The 21,006-nt window shown below is 67.3% G+C and carries 20 protein-coding genes; 12 read left to right on the forward strand and 8 right to left on the reverse strand.

Annotation, left to right across the window (positions count from 1 at the left end; genetic code table 11):
- The first annotated feature begins 130 nt into the window (after positions 1-130).
- On the forward strand, positions 131-1,063 hold the full coding sequence (locus NEF64_RS05235; protein ID WP_056406370.1) for a polysaccharide lyase domain-containing protein: 933 nt from the start codon (positions 131-133) through the stop codon (positions 1,061-1,063).
- Between the two features lie 106 nt (positions 1,064-1,169).
- Here NEF64_RS05235 and NEF64_RS05240 read toward each other — a convergent pair whose 3' ends face one another.
- Positions 1,170-2,852: an alkaline phosphatase family protein gene (locus NEF64_RS05240; protein WP_056406091.1), complete on the reverse strand. Its 1,683-nt coding sequence runs from the start codon at positions 2,850-2,852 to the stop codon at positions 1,170-1,172.
- 70 nt (positions 2,853-2,922) lie between these two features.
- Between NEF64_RS05240 and NEF64_RS05245 the strand changes: the two genes are divergently transcribed.
- The 4 genes from NEF64_RS05245 (at position 2,923) to NEF64_RS05260 (ending at position 8,298) form a co-directional block, all read left to right on the forward strand.
- Positions 2,923-4,956 carry a protein-disulfide reductase DsbD family protein gene (locus tag NEF64_RS05245; protein WP_200912166.1) on the forward strand — a complete coding sequence of 678 codons (2,034 nt, stop codon included), beginning with the start codon at positions 2,923-2,925 and terminating at the stop codon, positions 4,954-4,956.
- 71 nt (positions 4,957-5,027) lie between these two features.
- Positions 5,028-6,551, forward strand: coding sequence for a circularly permuted type 2 ATP-grasp protein (locus tag NEF64_RS05250; RefSeq protein WP_056406093.1), 1,524 nt, complete (start codon positions 5,028-5,030; stop codon positions 6,549-6,551).
- Entirely contained in the window at positions 6,551-7,486 is a 936-nt protein-coding gene (locus NEF64_RS05255; protein WP_031439469.1) for an alpha-E domain-containing protein, read from the forward strand. The genes NEF64_RS05250 and NEF64_RS05255 overlap by 1 nt, the downstream gene beginning before the upstream one ends.
- Positions 7,486-8,298 carry a transglutaminase family protein gene (locus NEF64_RS05260; protein ID WP_056406094.1) on the forward strand — a complete coding sequence of 271 codons (813 nt, stop codon included), beginning with the start codon at positions 7,486-7,488 and terminating at the stop codon, positions 8,296-8,298. The genes NEF64_RS05255 and NEF64_RS05260 overlap by 1 nt, the downstream gene beginning before the upstream one ends.
- Positions 8,299-8,308: 10 nt before the next feature.
- On the opposite strand, the gene NEF64_RS05265 is transcribed toward NEF64_RS05260, so the two are convergent.
- Entirely contained in the window at positions 8,309-9,082 is a 774-nt protein-coding gene (locus NEF64_RS05265) for an arginyltransferase (protein WP_056406095.1), read from the reverse strand.
- A 126-nt stretch (positions 9,083-9,208) separates the two neighbouring features.
- Positions 9,209-10,465, reverse strand: coding sequence for a threonine ammonia-lyase (locus NEF64_RS05270; RefSeq protein ID WP_056406096.1), 1,257 nt, complete (start codon positions 10,463-10,465; stop codon positions 9,209-9,211).
- Between the two features lie 57 nt (positions 10,466-10,522).
- Here NEF64_RS05270 and NEF64_RS05275 point away from each other — a divergent pair, with 57 nt between their 5' ends.
- Positions 10,523-11,377: an NAD(P)-dependent oxidoreductase gene (locus NEF64_RS05275; protein WP_056406097.1), complete on the forward strand. Its 855-nt coding sequence runs from the start codon at positions 10,523-10,525 to the stop codon at positions 11,375-11,377.
- Positions 11,374-13,059, forward strand: coding sequence for an amidohydrolase (locus tag NEF64_RS05280; RefSeq protein WP_252574682.1), 1,686 nt, complete (start codon positions 11,374-11,376; stop codon positions 13,057-13,059). The genes NEF64_RS05275 and NEF64_RS05280 overlap by 4 nt, the downstream gene beginning before the upstream one ends.
- A gap of 13 nt (positions 13,060-13,072) precedes the next feature.
- Here NEF64_RS05280 and NEF64_RS05285 read toward each other — a convergent pair whose 3' ends face one another.
- From NEF64_RS05285 to NEF64_RS05300, 4 genes are all read right to left on the reverse strand, one after another.
- Entirely contained in the window at positions 13,073-13,252 is a 180-nt protein-coding gene (locus NEF64_RS05285; RefSeq protein WP_156360320.1) for a hypothetical protein, read from the reverse strand.
- A 277-nt stretch (positions 13,253-13,529) separates the two neighbouring features.
- Positions 13,530-14,231 carry a response regulator transcription factor CtrA gene (gene ctrA / locus NEF64_RS05290; RefSeq protein WP_031396653.1) on the reverse strand — a complete coding sequence of 234 codons (702 nt, stop codon included), beginning with the start codon at positions 14,229-14,231 and terminating at the stop codon, positions 13,530-13,532.
- A gap of 185 nt (positions 14,232-14,416) precedes the next feature.
- Positions 14,417-15,910: a glucose-6-phosphate dehydrogenase gene (gene zwf, locus NEF64_RS05295; protein WP_056406099.1), complete on the reverse strand. Its 1,494-nt coding sequence runs from the start codon at positions 15,908-15,910 to the stop codon at positions 14,417-14,419.
- 147 nt (positions 15,911-16,057) lie between these two features.
- Complete coding sequence (locus NEF64_RS05300) at positions 16,058-16,951, reverse strand: LysR family transcriptional regulator (protein ID WP_031396651.1); 894 nt, start codon at positions 16,949-16,951, stop codon at positions 16,058-16,060.
- A gap of 115 nt (positions 16,952-17,066) precedes the next feature.
- On the opposite strand from NEF64_RS05300, the gene NEF64_RS05305 reads away from it, so the two are divergent.
- The gene (locus NEF64_RS05305; RefSeq protein WP_056406100.1) at positions 17,067-17,786 is read left to right on the forward strand and encodes a pirin family protein; all 720 of its coding nucleotides are present in this window, start codon (positions 17,067-17,069) and stop codon (positions 17,784-17,786) included.
- Between the two features lie 65 nt (positions 17,787-17,851).
- A complete protein-coding gene (wrbA, locus tag NEF64_RS05310; RefSeq protein ID WP_031439461.1) occupies positions 17,852-18,451 on the forward strand; it encodes an NAD(P)H:quinone oxidoreductase in 600 nt (199 codons plus the stop codon).
- Positions 18,452-18,483: 32 nt separating this feature from the next.
- Here wrbA and NEF64_RS05315 read toward each other — a convergent pair whose 3' ends face one another.
- Positions 18,484-19,239: a M15 family metallopeptidase gene (locus NEF64_RS05315; protein ID WP_056406101.1), complete on the reverse strand. Its 756-nt coding sequence runs from the start codon at positions 19,237-19,239 to the stop codon at positions 18,484-18,486.
- A gap of 46 nt (positions 19,240-19,285) precedes the next feature.
- Between NEF64_RS05315 and NEF64_RS05320 the strand changes: the two genes are divergently transcribed.
- Genes NEF64_RS05320 through NEF64_RS05330 form a run of 3 tightly spaced genes read left to right on the forward strand, consistent with a single transcriptional unit; the run spans position 19,286 to position 20,919 of the window.
- Entirely contained in the window at positions 19,286-20,011 is a 726-nt protein-coding gene (locus NEF64_RS05320; protein ID WP_056406102.1) for an RluA family pseudouridine synthase, read from the forward strand.
- Positions 20,004-20,417, forward strand: a complete 414-nt coding sequence (gene arfB / locus NEF64_RS05325) for an alternative ribosome rescue aminoacyl-tRNA hydrolase ArfB (RefSeq protein WP_056406103.1) — start codon at positions 20,004-20,006, stop codon at positions 20,415-20,417. The genes NEF64_RS05320 and arfB overlap by 8 nt, the downstream gene beginning before the upstream one ends.
- Before the next feature lie 19 nt (positions 20,418-20,436).
- The gene (locus tag NEF64_RS05330; RefSeq protein WP_056406373.1) at positions 20,437-20,919 is read left to right on the forward strand and encodes a GAF domain-containing protein; all 483 of its coding nucleotides are present in this window, start codon (positions 20,437-20,439) and stop codon (positions 20,917-20,919) included.
- Positions 20,920-21,006: the final 87 nt, after the last annotated feature.

The raw sequence follows: 21,006 nt of genomic DNA on the forward strand, positions 1-21,006 counted from the left end.
TCGATCCGTTTGCAGGCTGCGCCATTGCGGGACGCGGGGCGGGCCCCCGCTATCGGCAGCCGGGGCGCATCCGCGCTAAGCACGGGGCGTGGCGGCGCAATCGTGGCTGGCCGATGAGGGAGTGCCCTGCTTGAACCGATCGCTCTTATTGCTCGTGCTGGTTGCTGCGTCCGCCTCGGCCCAAGCGCCGGTGCGGCGCGCGTCGCCCTTCACCGTCGACGGGCAGGGCTTTGCGACGCTGCAGGAGGCGGTCTCATCGATCCGGCTCGGCACCGCGACGATCCTGATCGCGCCCGGCACCTACCGGCAATGCGCGGTGCAGGCGGGCGGGCGGATCACCTTCAAGGCGGTGGAGCCGGGCACCGCGATCTTCGAAGGCGTGGCTTGTGAGGAGAAGGCGGCACTGGTGCTGCGCGGGCAGGGATCGGTCGTCGATGGCCTGGTCTTTCGCGGCTACAGCGTCCCCGACGGCAATGGCGCGGGGATCCGCACCGAGATGGGGGACCTCAATGTCGTCAACGCGATGTTCCTCGACAGCCAGGAAGGCATCCTCGGCGGCGAGCCAAGCGAGCAGCGGATCACGATCGACCGGTCGACCTTTTCGGGGCTAGGCCAGTGCGACCAGTCGCCGAGCTGCTCGCATGCCGTGTATCTGGCGAACCAGGGCAGCGTGACGATCACCCGCTCGCGGTTCGAGCGCGGGACCGGCGGGCATTACGTCAAACTGCGCGTGCCGACCGTCTCGATCACCGACAACAGCTTCGACGACAGCGCGGGGCGGAAGACCAATTACATGATCGACCTGCCCGAAGGCGCGACCGGGCTGATCGCGCGCAACACCTTCGTGCAGGGGCGGCAGAAGGAGAACCACACCGGGCTGATCGTCGTCGCGGCGGAAGCGAAGACCTATCGCTCGACCGGGTTGCGCGTCGAGGACAATGACGCGCGGCTGGCACCGGGCGATGCGACCAGTCCCGCATTCCTGGCGGATTACAGCCATGACGGGCTGGCGCTGGGGGCGAACCGGCTGGGGCCGGGGTTGCGGGCGTTCGAGACGCGGTAGTTTTTGGCAGAGCCGTCGGGAAAAGTGGGCTGGTAGCACCGCGTCCACACCCCCCGTCATCCCAGCTTTCGCTGGGATGACGGAAGGGGCGGGGTGGCGAGCCCCGTCAATTCGGGCAGGTGCTCGCCGCGCCCGCGTCGAGGTCGAGGCAGCGGCCGTCGAGCCCCGATACCGGCAGGCCGATTGTCGCGGCGAGCGTCGGGACGATGTCGACGGTTTCCACCGACAGCGGCTGTTCGAACCCGGCGATCCCCTTGCGCCAGAACAGGATCGGCACGCGGCGGTCATAGTCCCACGGGCTGCCGTGCGTTTCGACATAGCCGCCGGCGGGCGACACGATCGTCGTCACGCGCGGCTTGAGGAGCGTGACCAACTGGCCCGAGCGGCCCTCGGCATAGGAGGCGCGCGCGCGTTCGATCAGCGTCCAGGTCTCGGGCGGGGTGGTCGGCATCGGCGTCGCCATGATCTCGGCAGCCGAGAAGGCAGCGGCGACCTGCGGCAGCGCACGGTAGCGGCGCAGCGCCTCGGTCAGCACCCTGGCGCGTGTCTTGGCGGGCAGCGCATCGTCGATATAGACGTCGCCCTCGGTCCCGAGCAGGACGCTGCCGGGCAGGCCCAGGTCCTTGGCGATCGCGGTGCCGACCTGCTTGGCGAGCACATTCTCGTCCATATGCGCCTCCATCGGCATCGCGCGCTGCTGCTGGCGCTCGGTCGCATCGTGCGCACCGTGATCGGCGGTCAGCACGACCTCGTAATCCACGCCGGTCTCGTCCAGCACCGCGAAGAAGCCGCCGAGCGTCTTGTCGAGCTCGGCCATCTGGATGCACATCTCGGACCCCTGCGTGCCGTAGGTGTGGCCGATATAATCGGTCGCCGAGGCGCCGATGTCGATGATGTCGGTCTGCGGCCCTTGGCCGAGCTTCATGTCCTGGACCAGCGCGGCGGCCATCGCGAACACCGCGGCATCGGACGCGGGCGACACGCGGAAGCCCTTGGCGTCGCCCGCCTCGCGCTCGAAGCGGCCCTGGCCGTACGTCTTGCCCGCGATCACGATCGGGTGGTTCACGCCTGCGCAATAGCCGGGCAGCGGCAGCGCGGCCTGGGGCAGCGCGATCAGCCCGGCGACTGCGGCGCGCGTGCGCTGCACCGCCGGCGGTACGGCGCGGCCCGCATAAGAGACATAGGTCTTGCCGTCCCACCACCAGAGCTCGTCGACCTTGTGGCCGCCCATCATCACCGCCGCGCGATCCTTGCCCGCGACCGAGACCGAGCGGGTGCGCGGATCCCGCGCCTTCATCATCTCGCCGAGCGTCGGCACCTTCAGGTGCATGTCGGACACGGTGTAGCTGTCATGCGTGCTGCCGGCGACGCGCTCGTCCTCCGAGCAATAGACGATCTTGTCGGGGCGGCCGGCGCGCTGGTCGACCCAGTTGTTCGCGATGATCCCGGTATGCGCGGGACGCATGCCCGTCAGGATGGTCGAGTGGCCGGGGCAGGTCTCGGTCGCGGCATGGCTCTGATAGCCGCTCGGAAACACCACGCCGTTCAGCAGGCGGGTGAAGCCGCCGGTGAAGTGGTTGCGATATTGCTGGAACAGGTCGGCGGCGAACTGGTCGACCGAGATCGCCACGATCAGCTTGGGCGGCGTGGCGGGCGTCGGTGCCGCAACCGCCGGGGCGGGGGTCGGGGTCGGAGCGGTCTGCGCGGACGCGGTCACGGACGCGGCCGGGGTCAGGAGCAACGCGGCGATAAGTGCTTTCACGGACAGTCCTTTGACGAGCAGCGGCATGACTGCTTTCGGATGTAATGCGGTGTCGTCCTCGCTATGGCTGTGGCCGATGAACGAAACAAGGATGGCCATGCGCAGTTTACGTTGCGTCCTGATGACGATGCTGCTCGCGCTGTATGGCCTCGTGGCGACGCCGGCGCTGGCGGACTCGCTCGACGGGTCGAGCCGGCATCTGAGCATGCGGCTGGTTGCCGAGAGTGACCATCCGAAAGCGGGCGCACCGCTGACCATCGCGATTGCAACGACTCCCGATATGGGCTGGCACGGCTACTGGGCCAATCCGGGCGATGCGGGATTCCCCGCGACGTTCGACTGGACACTCCCGCGCGGAGTGACGGCGGGGCAGCCCGAATGGCCCGTCCCGACGACGCTGCTCATCGCGGGGCTGATGAACTATGTCTACGAGGCGCCCTATGCGCCGCTCGTGACGATCCAGGTGCCGGCGGGGCTGGCGGCGGGCGCCAAGCTGCCGATCCGGCTGAAGACGTCCTATCTGGTCTGTTCGGCGACGATCTGCGTGCCCGAGGAGCAGGCGCTCGCGCTCGACCTGACGATCGGTGACGGCGCGCCGTCGCAGGCGAGCGCCTTTGCCGGCTGGCGGCGGGCGATCCCCAAACCGCTCGATTCGGGCGCGACCTATGCGGTCGACAAGGGCGTGCTGCGCGTCGCGGTGCCGTTCCCCGCCGGGGCCAAGGCGCAGGATGCCTATTTCTTCCCGTTCACCACCGGCGTGATCGACAATGGCGCGCGCCAGACCGTGACGCGGTCGGGCGATACGCTGACGATCGCGACGCGACTAGCGGCCAATGGCAAGGCCAATGCGCCGATCGAGGGTGTGCTGCGGATCGGCGACGCGCAGGGGCTCGCGGTCAGCGCCGCGCCCGGGATCGTTGCGGCGGGGTCATCGGATAATGCGGGCGGGCTGTGGGCGACCGCACTGGCGGCGTTTGCGGGCGCGGTGCTCGGCGGGCTGATCCTCAACATCATGCCCTGCGTCTTCCCGATCCTGAGCCTGAAGGCGCTCAGCCTCGCGCGCGGTGGCGCCAGCGAACGCGAGGCGCGGCACGAGGCGCTCGCCTATACCGCGGGCGTCGTGCTGGTGTGCATTGGCCTTGGCGCGGCGATCCTCGCGCTGCGTGCGGGCGGGTCTGCGGTCGGCTGGGCGTTCCAGTTGCAGCATCCCGCGGCGATCATCGTGCTGCTGCTGCTGAGCACCGCGATCGCGTTCAACCTGGCCGGGCTGTTCGAGGTGCCGACGCCGCGGTTCGCGGGCGAGAGCGGTGCGAGCGGCGCGTTTGCGACCGGCGCGCTGGCTGCGTTCATCGCGACGCCGTGCACCGGGCCGTTCATGGGTGCAGCGCTGGGCGCTGCGCTGGTGCTGCCCTGGCCCGCGGCGATGGCGGTGTTCGCCGGGCTGGGACTCGGGCTATCGCTGCCGTTTCTCGCGATCGGCTTCGTACCCGCGTGGCGGCGCTGGCTGCCCAAGCCCGGCGTCTGGATGGAGACGTTCCGGCATGTCCTGTCGGTGCCGATGTTCCTCACCGCGATCGCACTCGCCTGGGTGCTGGGCCGTCAGACTGGCGTCGACAGCCTGACGCTCGCGCTCGTCGCGGTGCTCGCGATCGGCGCGGTGCTGTGGGTCGGCGGCACCCGGCAGCGCAAGGGCAAGGCGTTCGGCGCAGTGACCCTTGCCGCGCTGGCAATCGTGTTCGTCGGCAGTGCGGTCGTCATCGCCCGCGCGCCGCCGGCCGCGGCCAAGACGGCGGTCGCCGGCGACGAGGCGTTCAGCGAGGCGAAGCTTGCCGCGCTGCGCGCCGATAAACGCGGCGTATTCGTCTATTTCACCGCCGACTGGTGCCTGACATGCAAGGTCAACGAGAAGGCGGCGATCGAGACCGCGACGGTCCGCGACGCGTTCGCCAAGAACAAGGTCGCGGTGCTGATCGGCGACTGGACCGACGGCGACCCGGTCATGGGCCGCTTCATCGAGGCGCATAACCGCGCCGGCGTGCCGCTCTATCTCTATTATGCGCCGGGCGCGGCCGAGCCGACCGTCCTGCCGCAGGTCCTCACGCCGGCGCTGCTGGCGGGGCTGGGCGTCTAATCCGGCTTGTGCAGCGCAGGGAAGCGTTGCAGCATGGAACCGCAACGCTTGATGGGGAATTTACCATTTCGATGGGGAAACAAGCGTTCGACGAAATCATGGGGGCACCGGGTGATACCCGCGTCCGTCCCGAACTGGCCGCTCTGGGCCGCTGGATCGAGGAGACGCCCGACGCCGAGTTGCGGCGTCGTCAGCAGGCGGCTGAAACGACGTTTCGGCAGCTCGGCATTACCTTTGCCGTCTATGGCGAGAACGAGGCGGCCGAGCGGATCATCCCGTTCGACATCGTCCCGCGGGTGTTCCTGCACGACGAATGGACCCGGCTATCCGAAGGGCTCGTCCAGCGCGTCGAGGCGATCAATGCGTTCCTCGAGGATATCTATGGCGAACGCCGCATCCTGAAGGAGGGGATCCTCCCCGAGGATCTCGTCATGGGCAATGCGCAGTTCCGTCCCGAAATCGCCGGGATGCGCCCGCCGCACGGGGTCTGGGCGCATATCTGCGGGATCGATCTGGTACGCACCGGGCCCGACGACTTCTTCGTGCTCGAGGACAATGCGCGGACGCCCTCGGGGGTCAGCTACATGCTCGAGAATCGCGAGGCGATGCTGCGGCTGTGCCCCGAGCTGTTCCGCGAGTTCCGCGTCGCGGCGGTCGACAGCTATCCCGACCGGCTGCTTGAGACGATGAAGTCGGTTGCGCCGCACGGCGTCAGCGCACCGACCTGCGTCGTGCTGACGCCGGGGCATTACAACTCGGCCTATTACGAGCACAGCTTCCTCGCCGATACGATGGGCGTCGAACTGGTCGAGGCGGCCGATCTGGTGGTCGACGACGATGTCGTATGGATGCGGACGATCGCGGGGCGCGTGAAGGTCGACGTGATCTATCGCCGGATCGATGACGACTATCTCGACCCCCTCGTGTTCCGTCCCGACAGCGCGCTCGGCGTGCCGGGGCTTATCGCCGCCTATGCCGCGGGCAATGTCGCGATCATCAACGCGCCGGGCAACGGCATCGCCGACGACAAGGCGATCTACAGCTACATGCCCGACATCGTGAAATTCTATTCGGGCGGCGAGTGCAAGCTGCCCAATGTCGAGACGTGGCGGTGCCGCGAGCCCCAGGCGCTGAAATATGTCCTCGACAATCTCGAGGACGTCGTCGTCAAGCTGGTCGACGGTTCGGGCGGCTATGGCATGCTTGTCGGCCCGACCGCGACGAAGCAGGAGATCGAGGATTTCCGTGCCGCGCTGATCGCCGAGCCGCATCGCTATATCGCGCAGCCGACGCTCGCGCTGTCGACCGTGCCGACGATGGCCGAATCGGGGCTGTGCCCGCGGCATGTCGATTTCCGGCCGTTCGTGCTGACCGGATCGAAGGGCGTCCAGGTCGTGCCAGGCGGGCTGACGCGCGTCGCGCTGAAGCAGGGATCGCTGGTCGTGAATTCGAGCCAAGGTGGCGGCACGAAGGACAGCTTCGTCCTGATGGCGGATCAATCGCAACGCATGGGGGCGGGCGGCATGACGCAGACGCTGGGCGGGATGACGCAGACCCTCGGCGAAGGCATGCCCGGGCCGGAGGCGCAATCCTGATGCTGTCGAGGACCGCTTCGTCCCTTTACTGGCTGGGACGCTATTTCGAACGTGCCGATTTCATCGCGCGCCTCGTCGAGGCGACGGTGCGCCTCGACGTGCTGTCGTCGCAGCCTGCGGGCGAGGCGGCCTGGGCATCGGCGCTGGCGGTCACCGAGACGGACGAGGCCTTTGCCAAGACCGGGGTGCCGGTCGGGCAGCGCGACGTGGTGCGCTTTCTCACGCTCGACGCCAGCCATCCGGGATCGATCGTCCGCTGCCTCGACATGGCGCGCAACAATGCCAAGGCGGTGCGGACCGCGCTGACGCGGGAATCATGGACCGCGATCAACCGTGCGTGGCTGTTGTTCGAAAACCGCGCGACCCCCGGCAGCACGACCGCGCAGCTCAACCTGGTCGAGGCGGTCAAGACCGAGACGCGCGGGTTCGAAGGTGCGATCCACCGCATGCTGCGCAATCAGACGACCTGGTTCATCCGGCTCGGCCAGGCGGTCGAGCGCGCGGACAACACCGCGCGGCTGCTCGACGTCAAATATCATATTCTGCTGCCGGAGGGACAGAAGCTGGGCGGCGCGATCGATCGCGACCAGTGGACGACCATATTGCAGACGGTGTCGGCGGTGACCGCCTATCGCTGGATGTACAATGACGGCCTTCGGCCGGCCGACGTGATCGATTTGTTGCTGGCGCGCGCGGAGTTGCCGCGTAGTCTTGCAGCCTCGGTCGAGGAGACGGTGGACGTGCTCAATCTGCTTGCGAAACGCACCGGCCAGCATGGCGAGGCGGACCGGATGGCGCGGCTCCGTGCCTCGCGGCTGGGGCGAACCCGATCCGGCGAGGTGATCGCATCGGGCTTGCACCAGTATCTGCAGGCCTTCATCCAGGAAAATGCGCTGCTTCACGGTGCGATCGGCCGGCAGTTCAAGTTCCTTTGATGCGGTTGTCGGTCGATCACCGCACGATCTATCGCTTCACCGAGCCGCAGAGCCGACTCGTCCAGATGCTTCGCATGACCCCGCAGAACACGCATGACCAGACGGTCGCGCAGTGGCGGATCGATATCGATTGCGATGCCCGGCTGCGGCAGGGGCGCGACGGGTTCGGCAATGCCATCACGATGCTCTATATCGACGGCCCGATCGACGGGATCGAGATCGACGTCACGGGCGAGGTGTTGACCAGCCATTCCGACGGCGTCGTCCACGGCGCTTATGAGGTGCTGCCGCCGGCGCTGTTCCTCCGGCCGACCGAGACCACTGCGCAGGACAAGGCCATTGCCGATTTCGCCGCACGCGTCACGACCCCTGCGCAGGGCCGGATCGGCGCGCTGCACCGGGTGAACGAGGCGTTGCACGAACGCTTTGCCGCCAATCCCGGCCGTCGCGAGCCAAATCTCGGCGCGGCGGCGGCGTTCCGGCTCGACAGCGCCACCTCGCGGGACTTTGCGCAGATGTTCATCGTCGCCGCGCGGTCGCTGGGGGCGCCGGCGCGCTATGTGTCGGGCTATCTGCTGACCGAACGCGAGGACGATCACCGTCCGACGCCGCATGGCTGGGCGGAGGCGCATGTCGACGGGCTGGGCTGGATCGGGTTCGACCCGTTCACCGGCGACTGTCCAGAAGAGCATCATGTCCGTGTCGCGGTCGCGCTCGATGCCGCAGGGGCCGCGCCGGTGGCAGGATCGCGACTCGGCGAAGGCGGCGAGCGGCTGGAGGTCGATGTCGTCGTGTCGCGGGACGGCCAGTGACCGTCGGCGACTAGTCCTTCCCCTGCCCTGGGGCGGCCGCCAGCAGGTCCTCCTCGCTCAGGCGGCTCCATCCGCCCGGGCCGAGCGCCTCGATCGGACGATAGCGGATCTTGTATTCCATCCGGCCCGATCCCTTCACCCAATAGCCCAGATAGACATAGGGTAGCCCCGCACCGCGTGCGCGCAGGATGTGGTCGATGATGATGTAGTTGCCGAAGCCCGGCCGCGATGCGTCGTCCGCGGCGAAAAAGCTGTAGATCATCGACAGCCCGTCGGCCTGGCGATCGGTGAGGCAGGCGCCCACCAGCCGGCCCGGGGCACTGCCGATGCCCGGTTCGCGATATTCGACGATCAGCGAGTCGACGGGCGAATGCTCGACCATGTCGGCATAATCGTCCTCGTCCATCCCGGCCATGCCGCCGTCCGGATGACGCGCCGACAGATAGCGGCGCAACAGCTGGAACTGTTCGTCGGTCGCCCATGCGCGACAGACGGTCGCGGTGATGTCGCCGTGCCGCTTGAGCAACTTGCGCTGCGTCGCATTGGGCGTGAATTCCGGCGTCACGACACGGACTGACACACAGGCGCTGCAGCCGGTGCAGCTCGGCCGATAGGCGACGCCCTGGCTCCGTCGAAACCCGATCCGGCTCAGCGCGTCGTTGAGCTCGACCGCATGCGGGCCGTTCAGCTCGGTGAAGACCTTCCGCTCCTCCCGATTGGGCAGATAGGGGCAGGGGCCGGGGCTGGTCACGAAGAACCGGGGAAACCGAAAAGGCGCAGTCATCGCGAAGTGCCCCTCTCTCGGCTTCAGCGCTCTCAAGGCGCGGGCGGTATATGATTCCTGTGCGGGCCGCTGGAAAGTGGGGCGGCCCGCGGTGGTAAAAGAAATTCCGGCGGCGTTGGCCGGGGATCAGGCCAGTTCGACCGTGCTCGTCTCATAGCCCGCCGCCTTCAGCGCGGTGACCAGCCGATCGAGATGCGCGCGATCGCGGGCCTCGCATTCGATATCTGTGATCAGCCCCTTTGCCGGCAGCGTCGTAAAGACGCGCTGATGATACACCTCGATGATGTTCACCCGCTCCTGATCGAAGATCCGGGCGACGTTGTACAGCGCGCCGGGCTGATCCTGCAGGCGGATGCGCAATCGTGCGAGCCGGCCCGAGCGTGCGAGATCGCGCAGCAGGACGTTGGCGAGCAGCCGCGTGTCGATATTGCCGCCGCACAGGATGATCCCGACGGTGCGCCCCTTGAAGCGCTCGGGATGCTGGAGCAGCGCGGCGAGGCCGGCGGCGCCGGCGCCCTCGACGACCGTCTTCTCGATCTGGAGCAGCAGGCTGACCGCCATCTCCAGGCTGCGTTCGCTGACCAGGACGATGTCGTCGACGAGTTCGGCGACCATCTTGGAAGTGATGCCGCCGGGCTCCTTGACCGCGATCCCCTCGGCCAGCGTGTCGCCGGCGCAGGGCATCGTCGTCCCGTTGATGCGGTTGTACATTGACGGGAACAGCTCGGCCTCGACGCCGACCACCTCGATCGCATGACCGCCCTGCGCGGCGTTCGCCCGCGTCACGGTCGCGACGCCCGAGATAAGACCGCCGCCGCCGATCGGGACGACCATCATGTCGATCTCGGGCACGTCCTCGAGCATCTCGATCGCGGTCGTGCCCTGGCCGGCGATGACGCGGGCGTCGTCGAACGGATGGACGAAGGTGAAGCCGCATTCGCCCTCGAGGATGCGGGCATGCGCATAGGCGGCGTCGAAGGTGTCGCCGAACAGCACGACTTTGGCGCCGTGACCTTCGGTCTGCGTGACCTTCACAGTCGGGGTGTTGGTCGGCATGACGATCGTCGCGGGGATGCCGAGCCGGTTGGCGTGATAGGCAAGACCCTGTGCGTGATTGCCTGCCGACGCAGCGATCACGCCCTTCGCGCACGCCTCGGGCGACAGCTGCAACAGCGTGTTGAGCGCGCCGCGTTCCTTGTACGCCGCGGTGAACTGAAGATTCTCGAACTTCAGATAGACGGTCGCGCCGGTCATCTGGCTCAGCGTGCGGCTGATCAGCGTCGGCGTGCGGACGATCGAGGCGCGGATCCGGTCATGCGCGGCGCGAACGTCGTCGATGGACACGGGAAGGGTGGGTGCCGCTACGGCAGCGAGGGTAGCCATAGGCGTTGCGCTAGACCATCTGGCGCGCAGGGGAAACACCGCTTATGCGCTTGATCCATGGCAAAACTGGCATTCATCGGGACTGGCGTGATGGGCGCGCCGATGGCGGGGCATCTCGTCGCGGCAGGGCACGACGTTACCGTCTATAATCGCTCCCAGGCCAAGGCTTTGGCATGGGCCGATAAATATGGCGGATCGGTCGCGGACACGCCTGCTCTGGCGGCGCGCGATGCGGATGCGGTGTTCACCTGTGTCGGCAATGACGATGATCTTGCCGCGGTGACATTGGCTGAAGACGGTGTGTTCGCGGCAATGCGCGACGACGCGGTATTCGTCGACCATACCACCGTCTCCGCTGCGATCGCCCGGCGGCTGGCGGACGCCCGCGCCCTCGTCGTCGATGCGCCGGTGTCGGGCGGGCAGGCGGGGGCCGAGAACGGCAAATTGTCGATCATGTGCGGCGGTTCCGCCGACGCCATGGCGAAGGCCGAGCCGTATATGCAGGCCTATGCCGCACGGATCGTCCATGTCGGCGACGCGGGCGCGGGCCAGACGACCAAGATGTGCAACCAGATCGCGATCGCCGGGGTGATCCAGGGCGTGTCCGAATCGATCCGCTTCGCGCAGAATGCCGGGCTCGACCTCGACAAGGTGTTCGAGGCGATTTCGGGCGGTGCGGCGCAGAGCTGGCAGATGGTCAATCGCTGGCCGACGATGGCGAAGGAAGAATTTGACTTCGGCTTTGCGGTCGACTGGATGCGCAAGGATCTGGGGCTCGCGCTCGTCGAGGCGCGGCGCAACGGTGCCGTCCTGCCGGTCGCGGCGTTGGTCGATCAATTCTATGCCGATGTGCAGGCCATGGGCGGCGCGCGGCAGGATACGAGTGCGTTGGTGCGGAGATTGCCGAAGTGAAGCCTGTCCTGTTCGCAAGTGCCGCCCTGTCGCTGTTCGCCACCCCGGCGCTGGCCGACGGGATCGTCGACAACGTCAACGGCCTGACCATCACCGAGGGCGGCAAGATCGTCCGGTTCAAGGCGATCCTGGTCGATAAGGACGGCCGCGTGACCCGGCTGGTGCCGCCGGGGGAGGAGCCCCCCAAGCTCAGCCGCAAGGAATTGAAGAAGAACGCGGGCAAGCCGCTCTATGACTGGCGCACCGACATGGGCGGCAAGACCGTGCTGCCCGGCTTCGTCGATGCGCATGGCCATGTGATCGAGCTCGGCTTCGGCGCGCTGTCGCTCGATTTGTCGGCGGCGACATCGCTCGACGACGCAAAGTCGCGGATCGCGGCCTATGTCGCGGCCAATCCTGATCGCAAATGGGTGCTCGGCCGCGGCTGGAACCAGGAAGCCTGGGGGCTCGGGCGGTTCCCGACCGCTGCGGATCTTGACTCGGTTTCGGGCGGCCATCCGATCTGGCTGTCGCGCGCGGACGGCCATGCCGGCTGGGCGAACAGCGTCGCGATGCGCGAGGCGGGGATCACCGGTGCCACGGTCGCCCCGGCGGGCGGGCGCATCGAAAAAAGCGGCGGCGCGCCGTCGGGCGTGTTCGTCGACGCCGCGCAATCGCTGGTCGAGAAGGTCGTGCCGCAGCCTCTGCCCAAGGAGCGCGACGCGGCCTTCCTCACCGCGCAGCGGATCCTGCTCGGGTACGGCGTCACCGCGGTCGCCGACATGGGCACCACGCTCGACGACTGGCTGACCTATCGCCGGATGGCGGATATCGGCGGATTGCGCGTCCGGATCATAAGCTATGCGCTGGGCGTCGAGACCGCAGGGCGGATCGGCGGCAAGGGGCCGACGCCGTGGCTGTATGACGACCATCTGCGGATGGGCGGGGTGAAGCTCTATGCCGATGGCGCGCTCGGCTCGCGCGGCGCGTGGCTGCTAAAGCCTTATGCCGATGCGCCGGGGCAGACCGGGCTGGGCTTCCTCACCGATGCGCAGCTCCAGAACCAGATGAGCCGCGCGGCGATGGACGGGTTCCAGGTCGCGGTGCACGCGATCGGCGATCGCGCGGACCAGCAGGTGCTCGACGCGATCCAGGTCGAGAGCGAGACCTACAAGGGCGACCGGCGCTGGCGTGTCGAGCATGCGCAGATCGTCGATCCCACCGACCTGCCGCGCTTCGGCAAGTTCGGCACGATCGCGTCGATGCAGCCGACGCACCAGACCAGCGACCGGACGATGGCGGAGGCGCGGCTCGGGCCGAGTCGGCTGACCGGCGCCTATGCCTGGAAGTCGATGCTGGCGAACGGATCGAAGCTCGCCTTTGGTACCGATTTCCCGGTCGAGAAGCCCGATCCGTTCGCCACCTGGGCCGCGGCGTTCACCCGGCAGGATGCCAACGGCCAGCCGCAGGGCGGGTGGCAGCCGCAGGAACTTATCTCGCGCGAACAGGCGTGGTGGGCGATGACCGGTGCCGCCGCCTATGCAGGGTTTGCCGAGACGAAGTTCGGCGCGCTCGCCGCCGGGCAGCGCGCGGACTTCATCGTCGTCGACCGCGATCCGATGATCGCTTCACCGACCGAACTGCGTGCGATCAAGGTTGCCGAGACCTGGGTCGGGGGCGAGAAGGTCTGGGTTCGGAAATAGCCGGCCGGTAGCCTCAAAGGTCGCCGCTGGCGTCCTTCGATGCGCGCGCGTTGATCCGCGCCCAGACCGCCTTGTGTTCGGCCTTCGCGTAGAGCGCAGCCCGCTGGCGGGGCGGTGCCGCTGCGAGAGTGGTCGGCAGGTCGGGGAAGGTCGCCAGGACGAGCCGCAACCGCGCCTCGCGCTCGCGTTGCATCGTCGGCGTGATCGACGGGGGCGAAATGTTCGTGCGCGGCGTCCAGCCGGGATTTCCGGGAAACGGCGCGCTGGTACCTATCAAGCCGCTGGGGCCAGGAACGCCAAGTTGCGCAGAAGCGGCCGCAGAACAGCCAATCAGTCCGACAGCGAGCAGGATAGTCTTCATGGAACACCTCCGATGAAGACTAAACTGACACCATCAGGCAAGGTTGCAAGCCTAAACCTGTGAAGTGAAGCGGCGCGACCCTGGCCTTTGGGTCGCGCAGCCGAGCAGATCAGGCGACCTGCGCTTCGACCATCTCGTCGGGTTCGCGCAGGACATAGCCGCGGCCCCAGACGGTCTCGATGTAGTTTTCGCCGTCGCACGCCAGGCTGAGCTTCTTGCGCAGCTTGCAGATGAAGACGTCGATGATCTTGAGTTCCGGCTCGTCCATCCCGCCATAGAGGTGGTTGAGGAACATTTCCTTGGTCAGCGTGGTGCCCTTGCGCAGCGAGAGCAGCTCGAGCATCGCATATTCCTTGCCGGTCAGGTGGACGCGGCTACCATCGACTTCGACCGTCTTGGCATCGAGGTTCACGGCGAGCTTGCCGGTGCGGATGACCGACTGCGAATGGCCCTTCGAACGGCGCACGACGGCATGGATCCGCGCGACGAGTTCTTCACGGTGGAACGGCTTGGTGACGTAATCGTCCGCGCCGAACCCGAAGCTGCGAACCTTGGAGTCCATTTCGTTGACGCCCGACAGGATCAACACCGGCGTCGCAACACGCGCAACACGAAGACGCTTCAGGACATCATAGCCGTGCATGTCGGGCAAGTTCAGATCGAGCAGGATGATGTCGTAATCATACAGCTTGCCAAGATCGAGGCCCTCTTCGCCCAGATCGGTGATGTACACGTTGAAGCCCTCGGTCGTGAGCATAAGCTCAATGGCCTTGGCGGTGGTAGGCTCATCCTCGATCAGCAGCACGCGCATGGGTTGTCCCCCGTTTAGCGAAAACGCCAGCCCCTGCTAAGCGATCCGCCGTTGATTCATTAACCAAAGAACATCTGAAAGCAAAAGGTTAATTCCGTCTTAAATGAGAGCGTTATACGAACTCTTGGTACGGAACCGACCAAAACTCCGTGATCAGAGCCCGGCAACCGAGTCGCGGCGCGAGCTCACGTCTTTGCCGGGTCGAGCGTGTGCCAGGCAAACCCGTCGCGCGCGAGCAGTTCGTCTGCCGCCGCCGGTCCTGTCGTACCCGCGGCGTAAGTGTCGGGTGCGCCTTCGCTTGCCCATGCGTCGAGAAACGGCTGGACCGCGGCCCATCCCGCCTCGATCGCGTCGGCGCGCTGGAACAGCGTCTGGTCGCCCGCGAACAGATCGTGGATCAGCGACTCATACCCGGTCATCGCCCCGATATCGAACGAGTCGGCGTAGCGGAAATCCAGCGCGATCGGCGCAGTGTCGACCTCGAGCCCGGGGCGCTTGATATTGATATCCATGCTGAGCCCCTCGTCGGGCTGAATCTGGATGATCAGGCGGTTCGGCGGCAGTTTCTCGGCGGCGGTCGCGTGAAACTGGGCGAACGGCACGGGCTTGAAGGTGATCACGACCTCGGTATCGCGAATCTCCATCGCCTTGCCGGTGCGAAGGTAGAAGGGCACGCCCGCCCAGCGCCACGTGTCGACCATCAGCTTCAATGCGACATAGGTCTCGGTGGTGCTGTCGGGGGCAATGTCGGGCGATGCGGTGAAGGCGGGGACGGCGCGTTCGCCGATCGTCCCCGCACCATAGGCGCCGCGGACGCCGTTGCGGCGCGCCTTGGCGGGTGAATAAGCCCGAACGGCTTTCAGCACCTTGCCCTTTTCGTTGCGGATGGCCTCCGCGTCGAAACTTGCAGGGGGCTCCATCGCGACCATCGCCAGCAGCTGGAACAGATGGTTCGGGACCATGTCGCGCAACGCACCCGTCGCGTCGTAGAACGCACCGCGCGTGCCGACGTCGACGGTCTCGGCGGCGGTGATCTGGACATGCGCGATACAGTCGGCATTCCAGACCCGTTCGATCATCATGTTCGCAAAGCGCGCGGTCATGATGTTCTGGACGGTTTCCTTGCCGAGGAAATGGTCGATCCGGTAGATCTGCGTCTCGGCGACGTGCGACAAGATGCGCGCATTCAGCGCCTGCGCGGAGGCGAGGTCGTGGCCGAACGGCTTCTCGATCGCAATCCGGCGAAACGCGGATTTGCTCTCATGCGTCAGCCCGTTGGCCGCGAGCCGATCGACGATGTCGCCGAAGAACCGCGCGGGCACCGCGAGATAGAAGGCGGCGTTGCCCGATAGCCGGTCGCTCAGCCGTGCATAGACGTCGTCCTGTGTGAAATCGCCCTGCATATACTCGACGCGCGCCTGCAACCGGTCCCAGGCGGCTTCCTGCTCGGGCGATTTATGCGCCGTGGAAGCGCTGGCGCGAAAGGTGGCGAGCGCGGTGCGCAGCGTGTCGTCGTCGCCGGGTTCGATACCGATCCCGAGGACCGAGAAATCGTCACCGATCATGCCGAGCCGGGTCATGTTGGTCAGCGCGGGCATCAGCAATCGGCGGGTCAGGTCGCCCATCGCACCGAAGATGACGAGCGTGGTCGGCGGGGCGGGATGGATCGCGCCGGTCATGCGCGGCGGGTCCGGGACGCGGTCTGGTAGGGGGGCATCGACATCCTTCCGTGGTGACGCACAGCAATAGCCTGGCGGCGGGCATTGTTCCGTCGGGGTTCCGTCGGGGTTCCGTCGGGGGTTCCGTCGGGGTCCAGCCGGCGCGGTTCAGCCGGGGTCGCGAAGCCGCGCGCCGAGGAACGCGATGAGCGCCTCGACCCGGGCCGGGCGGAGCGGGCTGGGCGGGGTCAGTAGGTGGAGGCCGATCGGTGCGGGCGCCCAGTCATCGAGCAGCGTCACCAGCGCACCCGACGCGAGCTGCGCCTCGATGATGAAATGGGGCAGCCGCGCGATGCCGAGACCGGCGACGAGCGCCGGGACGACCGCTTCGCCGCTATTGGCGGTGAGCTGACCCTGCAACCGCACCGAAACGTCGCTTTCGCCGGGGCGCTGAAACCGCCAGGGCCCGACGACATTCGAATAGCCGATCAGGCGGTGTTCGCCGAGCTGCGCGGGATGCGTCGGCGTCCCATGCGCCGCCAGATACGCAGGCGCGGCGACGGTGTGCGCCTGGATGCTGCACAGCCGTCGCGCGCGGAGCGAGCTGTCGGGCAGCTCCGCGATGCGCAACGCCACGTCGAACCCCTCCGCGACGATGTCGACGCGGGCGTCCGACAGATGCAGGTCGATCTCGATTCCAGGATGCGCGGCCAGGAACTCGGCCAGCAGCGGCGCGACATTGGTGATGCCGAAACTCATCGGCGCCGCCAGTCGCACGCGACCCGTCGGCGCGCTCGCGGCGTCGTTTGCCGATTCCTCCGCAAGCCGCGCTTCGCCCAGGATCCGCGCGGCGTGCTCGGCGAGCGGCTTGCCCGCCTCGGTCAGCGCGAGCCGGCGCGAGGTGCGATGAAACAGCGACTGGCCGAGATGCGCCTCGAGCCGCGTGATCGCCTTGGATACGGTCGCCTTGCTCAGCCCGATCGCGTCGGCGGCGGCGCTGAACGAGCGATGTTCGACGACGCTGGCAAAGATAGCCCAGGCTTCGAGGTCGGGAAGGCGCATCATTCACTCTCCGCAGCGGTCACGGTTGCTAGCAATCGAAACGATCGGTTTCCAGCGTTTCTATTTACGGTGCGATGCCAGTGTCTATCTTGGTGCCAACAAGTGGAGACCTCTCATGACGACCACGACTCTCAACACCGTAGACCGCCGCCCCTTCGACAGCCTGGGCCATGCCGATCATGGCTGGCTGAATGCGCGGCATCATTTCTCGTTCGCGAGCTATTATGATCCTGCGCGGATGGGCTGGGGCGCGATCCGCGTCTGGAACGACGACCAGATCGCCGCCAATTCGGGTTTCCCGCCGCATCCGCACCAGGACATGGAGATCATCACCTATGTCCGCAGCGGCGCAATCACGCATCAGGACTCGCTCGGCAACAAGGGCCGCACCGAGGCTGGCGACGTCCAGGTAATGAGTGCCGGTTCGGGCGTCCGCCATGCCGAATATAATCTGGAGCCCGAGACGACGACGATCTTCCAGATCTGGATCGAGCCCAGCCGCAAGGGTGGTTCGCCGAGCTGGGGTGCAAAGCCGTTCCCCAAGGGCGAGCGCTCGGGGCAGTTCGTGACGCTGGCAAGCGGTTTTGCCAACGACGGTGACGCGCTGCCGATCCGGGCGAATGCGCGGGTGCTGGCCGCGACGCTGAAGGCGGGCGACAGTGTCGACTATGCTGTGGGCGAGGGGCGTCACGCCTATCTTGTCCCGGCGACCGGCGCGATCACGATCGACGACGAGACCATCAACACGCGCGACGGTGCGGCGCTTTCGGGCGGCCAGACGGTGCGGATCACGGCACTCGACGAGGCCGAGATCGTTCTGGTGGATTCCGAGTAATTTTACCGATCATCCTATGACCATTCCGGCCTGTGCCGGGATGGTCTGCCTTTGAGGAGACTGACATGACCAAGGTTCTGGTTCTCTATTATTCGTCCTACGGCCATATCGAGCAGATGGCGGATGCCGTCGCCGAAGGCGCGCGCGCGGGCGGCGCGGAAGTCGACATCCGCCGGGTCGCCGAGACCGCACCGCAGGCGGTCGTCGAGTCGGCGCATTTCAAGACCGACAGCGCGCATGCCGAGATCGAGGGCCCCGATGCACTGAAGGACTATGACGCGATCATCGTCGGTGCACCGACCCGGTTCGGGCGGATGCCTGCGCAGATGGCGTCCTTCTGGGACACGACCGGTGGCCTGTGGTTCTCCGGCGCGCTGGTCGGCAAGGTCGGCGGTGCGTTCACCTCGACCGCGAGCCAGCATGGCGGGCAGGAGACGACGTTGTTCTCGATCCTGACCAACCTGCTCCATCACGGCATGACGATCGTCGGTCTGGACTATGGCTTCCAGGGGCAGATGGGCGTCGACGCGGTCAAGGGCGGCTCGCCCTACGGCGCGACGACGATCTCCGATGGCGATGGCAGCCGGATGCCGAGCAGCGTCGAACTCGACGGTGCGCGCTACCAGGGCAAGCGGATCGCCGAGACGGCCGCGAAGCTGAAGTAAGCGCGAGTGATCCCTCCGGGCGACCGGGGGGATCAGCGCTTGCGGCGTTTGCCCTTTTCGGGCGGGGGCCCCGGGACGGGCGCGGCCGGCACCGCGGGTGCGACGACGGGCGGGGGCGCGGGGGGCAGGATCGCCGGGTCGGCAGGATAGAGCCGCCGCGCCCTGGCGAACACGAACCGCGCCTTTGCCGCGCCGGGTGCATCGGCGGTCACGCCGACCCAGCGCCAGTGCCAGGGTTCCCATTTGACGTTCTGCTTGTTGCCGCCGGGGAAGGATTGTTCGAATCCGAACCGCGTCGCGTTCGCGCGCAGCCAGCGCGCGGCGGGTGTCGCCGCCATGCACGCCTCGGCATCGCGACAGCCATTGGCGGGCCGGATGGCGAAGTCGACGACATAGCCGGTCGAATGCTCGCTATAACCCGGCGGCGCGACCGAGATCGCGCGTTCGGCCGCCGATGTTTCCGACTCGCGGCAGAACACGCTGCGCTGCTGCGCGATCGAACGCTGGCACGACAGGCCGCGCAATTCCCCCATCACCGCCGGGTCCGTTTTGGCCGCCGCGAGCAGGCGGAGCAGGTCGGGCAGCATGTCGCGGCGGACCACGCAGGTCTGGTGGATGCCGAAGTCGGACGGGGCGGCGACCAGCTCGGACGGGGCGGCGTCGCCGTAAGGCAGATGCCCGAACGCGCGACCATCGGCGGCGATCGCCGCGCTCTGTCCGGCACAGAGTTGCGCATTGGCGGCGGCCGGGATCAGCAGCAACGAAAGAACTAGGGGGCTACGCAACATCGTGCGGGCTCTGGCATGCGGGCGCAGATGCTGGCAAGGGCGGCACATGCATGGTGAACGCGTACTTTTCCTCGACGGCGAGGCCCTGATCATCGACAAGCCCGCTGGGCTGCCGGTCGATCCTCCTCGTGACGGCTCGCTGAGCCTCGAGAATCATCTCGAAAGTCTCAAATTTGGATTCCAGCGCTGGCCGATGCCGGTGCACCGGCTCGATCGCGACACGAGCGGCTGCCTGTTGCTGTCGCGCAATCCCAAGGCGCATGCGCGATTGCAGCAGGCGTTCGAGCAGGGCCTGGTCTCGAAGCGCTACCTCGCGGTGCTCGACGGCGTCCCCGCCGAAGAGACCGGGACGATCGACATGCCGCTCGGCAAGATCAGCAGCGCCGAAGAGGGCTGGCGGATGGTCGAGGACGCCAAGGGCAAGGCGGCGCGGACCGGCTGGCGCGTGCTTGCGACCCGCGACGGGCGCTCGCTGGTCGAATTCATCCCCCAGACCGGGCGGACGCATCAGATCCGTGTCCATGCCGCGCTGGGCCTCGGCGCAGCAGTCGTCGGTGATCCGGTCTATGGCCAGAAGGATCGCCTGGGCATGATGCTCCACGCGCAGCGGCTGGTCGTGCCGCGGCCAGGCAAGGCCGATGTCGTTGGTATCGCGCCGCTGCCAGAACGGTTCGCGACCGCGGGCTTCGGCGAGGAACCGGGCGTCGAGGCGACGCCGTCCCCGCAGGACGCACCCGCGCCGGATCCGCGTCCCGAACCCGATAATGGCTGACGTGATCGACGCCTCCCTGCTTGAGGGGGCGATCGAGGAGAAGTTCCTCGCGGCCTCGGGGCCGGGCGGGCAGAACGTCAACAAGGTGGCGACCGCGTGCCAGTTGCGCGTCGACATATTCGCGCTGGGCCTGCACCCCGAAACCTATCGCCGGCTGAGGCTGGTCGCGGGCAGCCGGATGACCGCGGCGGGGGTGCTCGTCATCACCGCGCGCCGGTTTCGCACGCAGGAGGCCAACCGCGCCGATGCGCGCGACCGCGTGCTCGAACTGATCGCGCAGGCGCAGCACCGTGACGCGCACCGGGTCAAGACCAAGCCCTCCCGCGCCGCCAAGGCACGGCGGGTGGATACGAAGAAGGTCCGCAGTTCGGTCAAGGCCGGGCGCGGGCGGGTTCGCGAAGACTAACCGCAGACAAGAGGCGATGATGTACCAGTTCGATATTTCCGGCGGTTCGAAGGCCGATCTGTACCGCGACCTGCTCGCGGCGCTCGACGCGCTGACCGTGGACGAGCGCGATCCAATCGCGAACATGGCGAATGCGGCCGCGCTGGTCTGGGAATATCTGCCCGATCTCAACTGGGCGGGCTTCTACCGTGCGGTCGAGGGCGAGCTGGTCCTGGGGCCGTTCCAGGGCAAGGTCGCCTGTATCCGGATCGCGATGGGCAAGGGCGTGTGCGGCACTGCGGCGGCGGCGCGGACGACCCAGCTGGTCGAGGACGTCCATGCGTTTCCCGGACATATCGCCTGCGACGCGGCAAGCCGGTCCGAGCTGGTCGTGCCGGTCGTCAGCGACGGGCGGTTGATCGGCGTGCTCGATCTCGACAGCCCCGAGCCGGCACGGTTCGATGCCGAGGATGCAGCCGGGTGCGAAGCGCTGGTCGCGTTGCTGGCGTCGCGCATCGGCTGACGCCCCGACCTGACGCCTGCTCCGAATCGGGACCGGGTTGCGGCTGGCCGTGCCAGAGCGGCTTTGGTACGCACTGCGTCAGCATAG

The organism is Sphingomonas aerolata (genome assembly GCF_023935825.1).
GTDB classification, from domain to species: Bacteria; Pseudomonadota; Alphaproteobacteria; order Sphingomonadales; family Sphingomonadaceae; genus Sphingomonas; species Sphingomonas aerolata.

Coding starts and splice junctions, on each gene's coding strand:
- NEF64_RS05250 (WP_056406093.1), top strand. CDS start 5,028: ATGGGGAAACAAGCGTTCGACGAAATCATGGGGGCACCGGGTGATACC.
- NEF64_RS05305 (WP_056406100.1), top strand. CDS start 17,067: ATGACGACCACGACTCTCAACACCGTAGACCGCCGCCCCTTCGACAGC.
- arfB (WP_056406103.1), top strand. CDS start 20,004: ATGGCTGACGTGATCGACGCCTCCCTGCTTGAGGGGGCGATCGAGGAG.
- NEF64_RS05315 (WP_056406101.1), bottom strand. CDS start 19,239: ATGTTGCGTAGCCCCCTAGTTCTTTCGTTGCTGCTGATCCCGGCCGCC.
- NEF64_RS05240 (WP_056406091.1), bottom strand. CDS start 2,852: ATGCCGCTGCTCGTCAAAGGACTGTCCGTGAAAGCACTTATCGCCGCG.
- NEF64_RS05265 (WP_056406095.1), bottom strand. CDS start 9,082: ATGACTGCGCCTTTTCGGTTTCCCCGGTTCTTCGTGACCAGCCCCGGC.
- NEF64_RS05245 (WP_200912166.1), top strand. CDS start 2,923: ATGCGCAGTTTACGTTGCGTCCTGATGACGATGCTGCTCGCGCTGTAT.
- NEF64_RS05320 (WP_056406102.1), top strand. CDS start 19,286: ATGCATGGTGAACGCGTACTTTTCCTCGACGGCGAGGCCCTGATCATC.
- NEF64_RS05260 (WP_056406094.1), top strand. CDS start 7,486: ATGCGGTTGTCGGTCGATCACCGCACGATCTATCGCTTCACCGAGCCG.
- NEF64_RS05275 (WP_056406097.1), top strand. CDS start 10,523: ATGGCAAAACTGGCATTCATCGGGACTGGCGTGATGGGCGCGCCGATG.
- ctrA (WP_031396653.1), bottom strand. CDS start 14,231: ATGCGCGTGCTGCTGATCGAGGATGAGCCTACCACCGCCAAGGCCATT.
- NEF64_RS05270 (WP_056406096.1), bottom strand. CDS start 10,465: ATGGCTACCCTCGCTGCCGTAGCGGCACCCACCCTTCCCGTGTCCATC.
- NEF64_RS05255 (WP_031439469.1), top strand. CDS start 6,551: ATGCTGTCGAGGACCGCTTCGTCCCTTTACTGGCTGGGACGCTATTTC.
- NEF64_RS05285 (WP_156360320.1), bottom strand. CDS start 13,252: ATGCAACGCGAGCGCGAGGCGCGGTTGCGGCTCGTCCTGGCGACCTTC.
- NEF64_RS05300 (WP_031396651.1), bottom strand. CDS start 16,951: ATGCGCCTTCCCGACCTCGAAGCCTGGGCTATCTTTGCCAGCGTCGTC.
- wrbA (WP_031439461.1), top strand. CDS start 17,852: ATGACCAAGGTTCTGGTTCTCTATTATTCGTCCTACGGCCATATCGAG.
- zwf (WP_056406099.1), bottom strand. CDS start 15,910: ATGACCGGCGCGATCCATCCCGCCCCGCCGACCACGCTCGTCATCTTC.
- NEF64_RS05330 (WP_056406373.1), top strand. CDS start 20,437: ATGTACCAGTTCGATATTTCCGGCGGTTCGAAGGCCGATCTGTACCGC.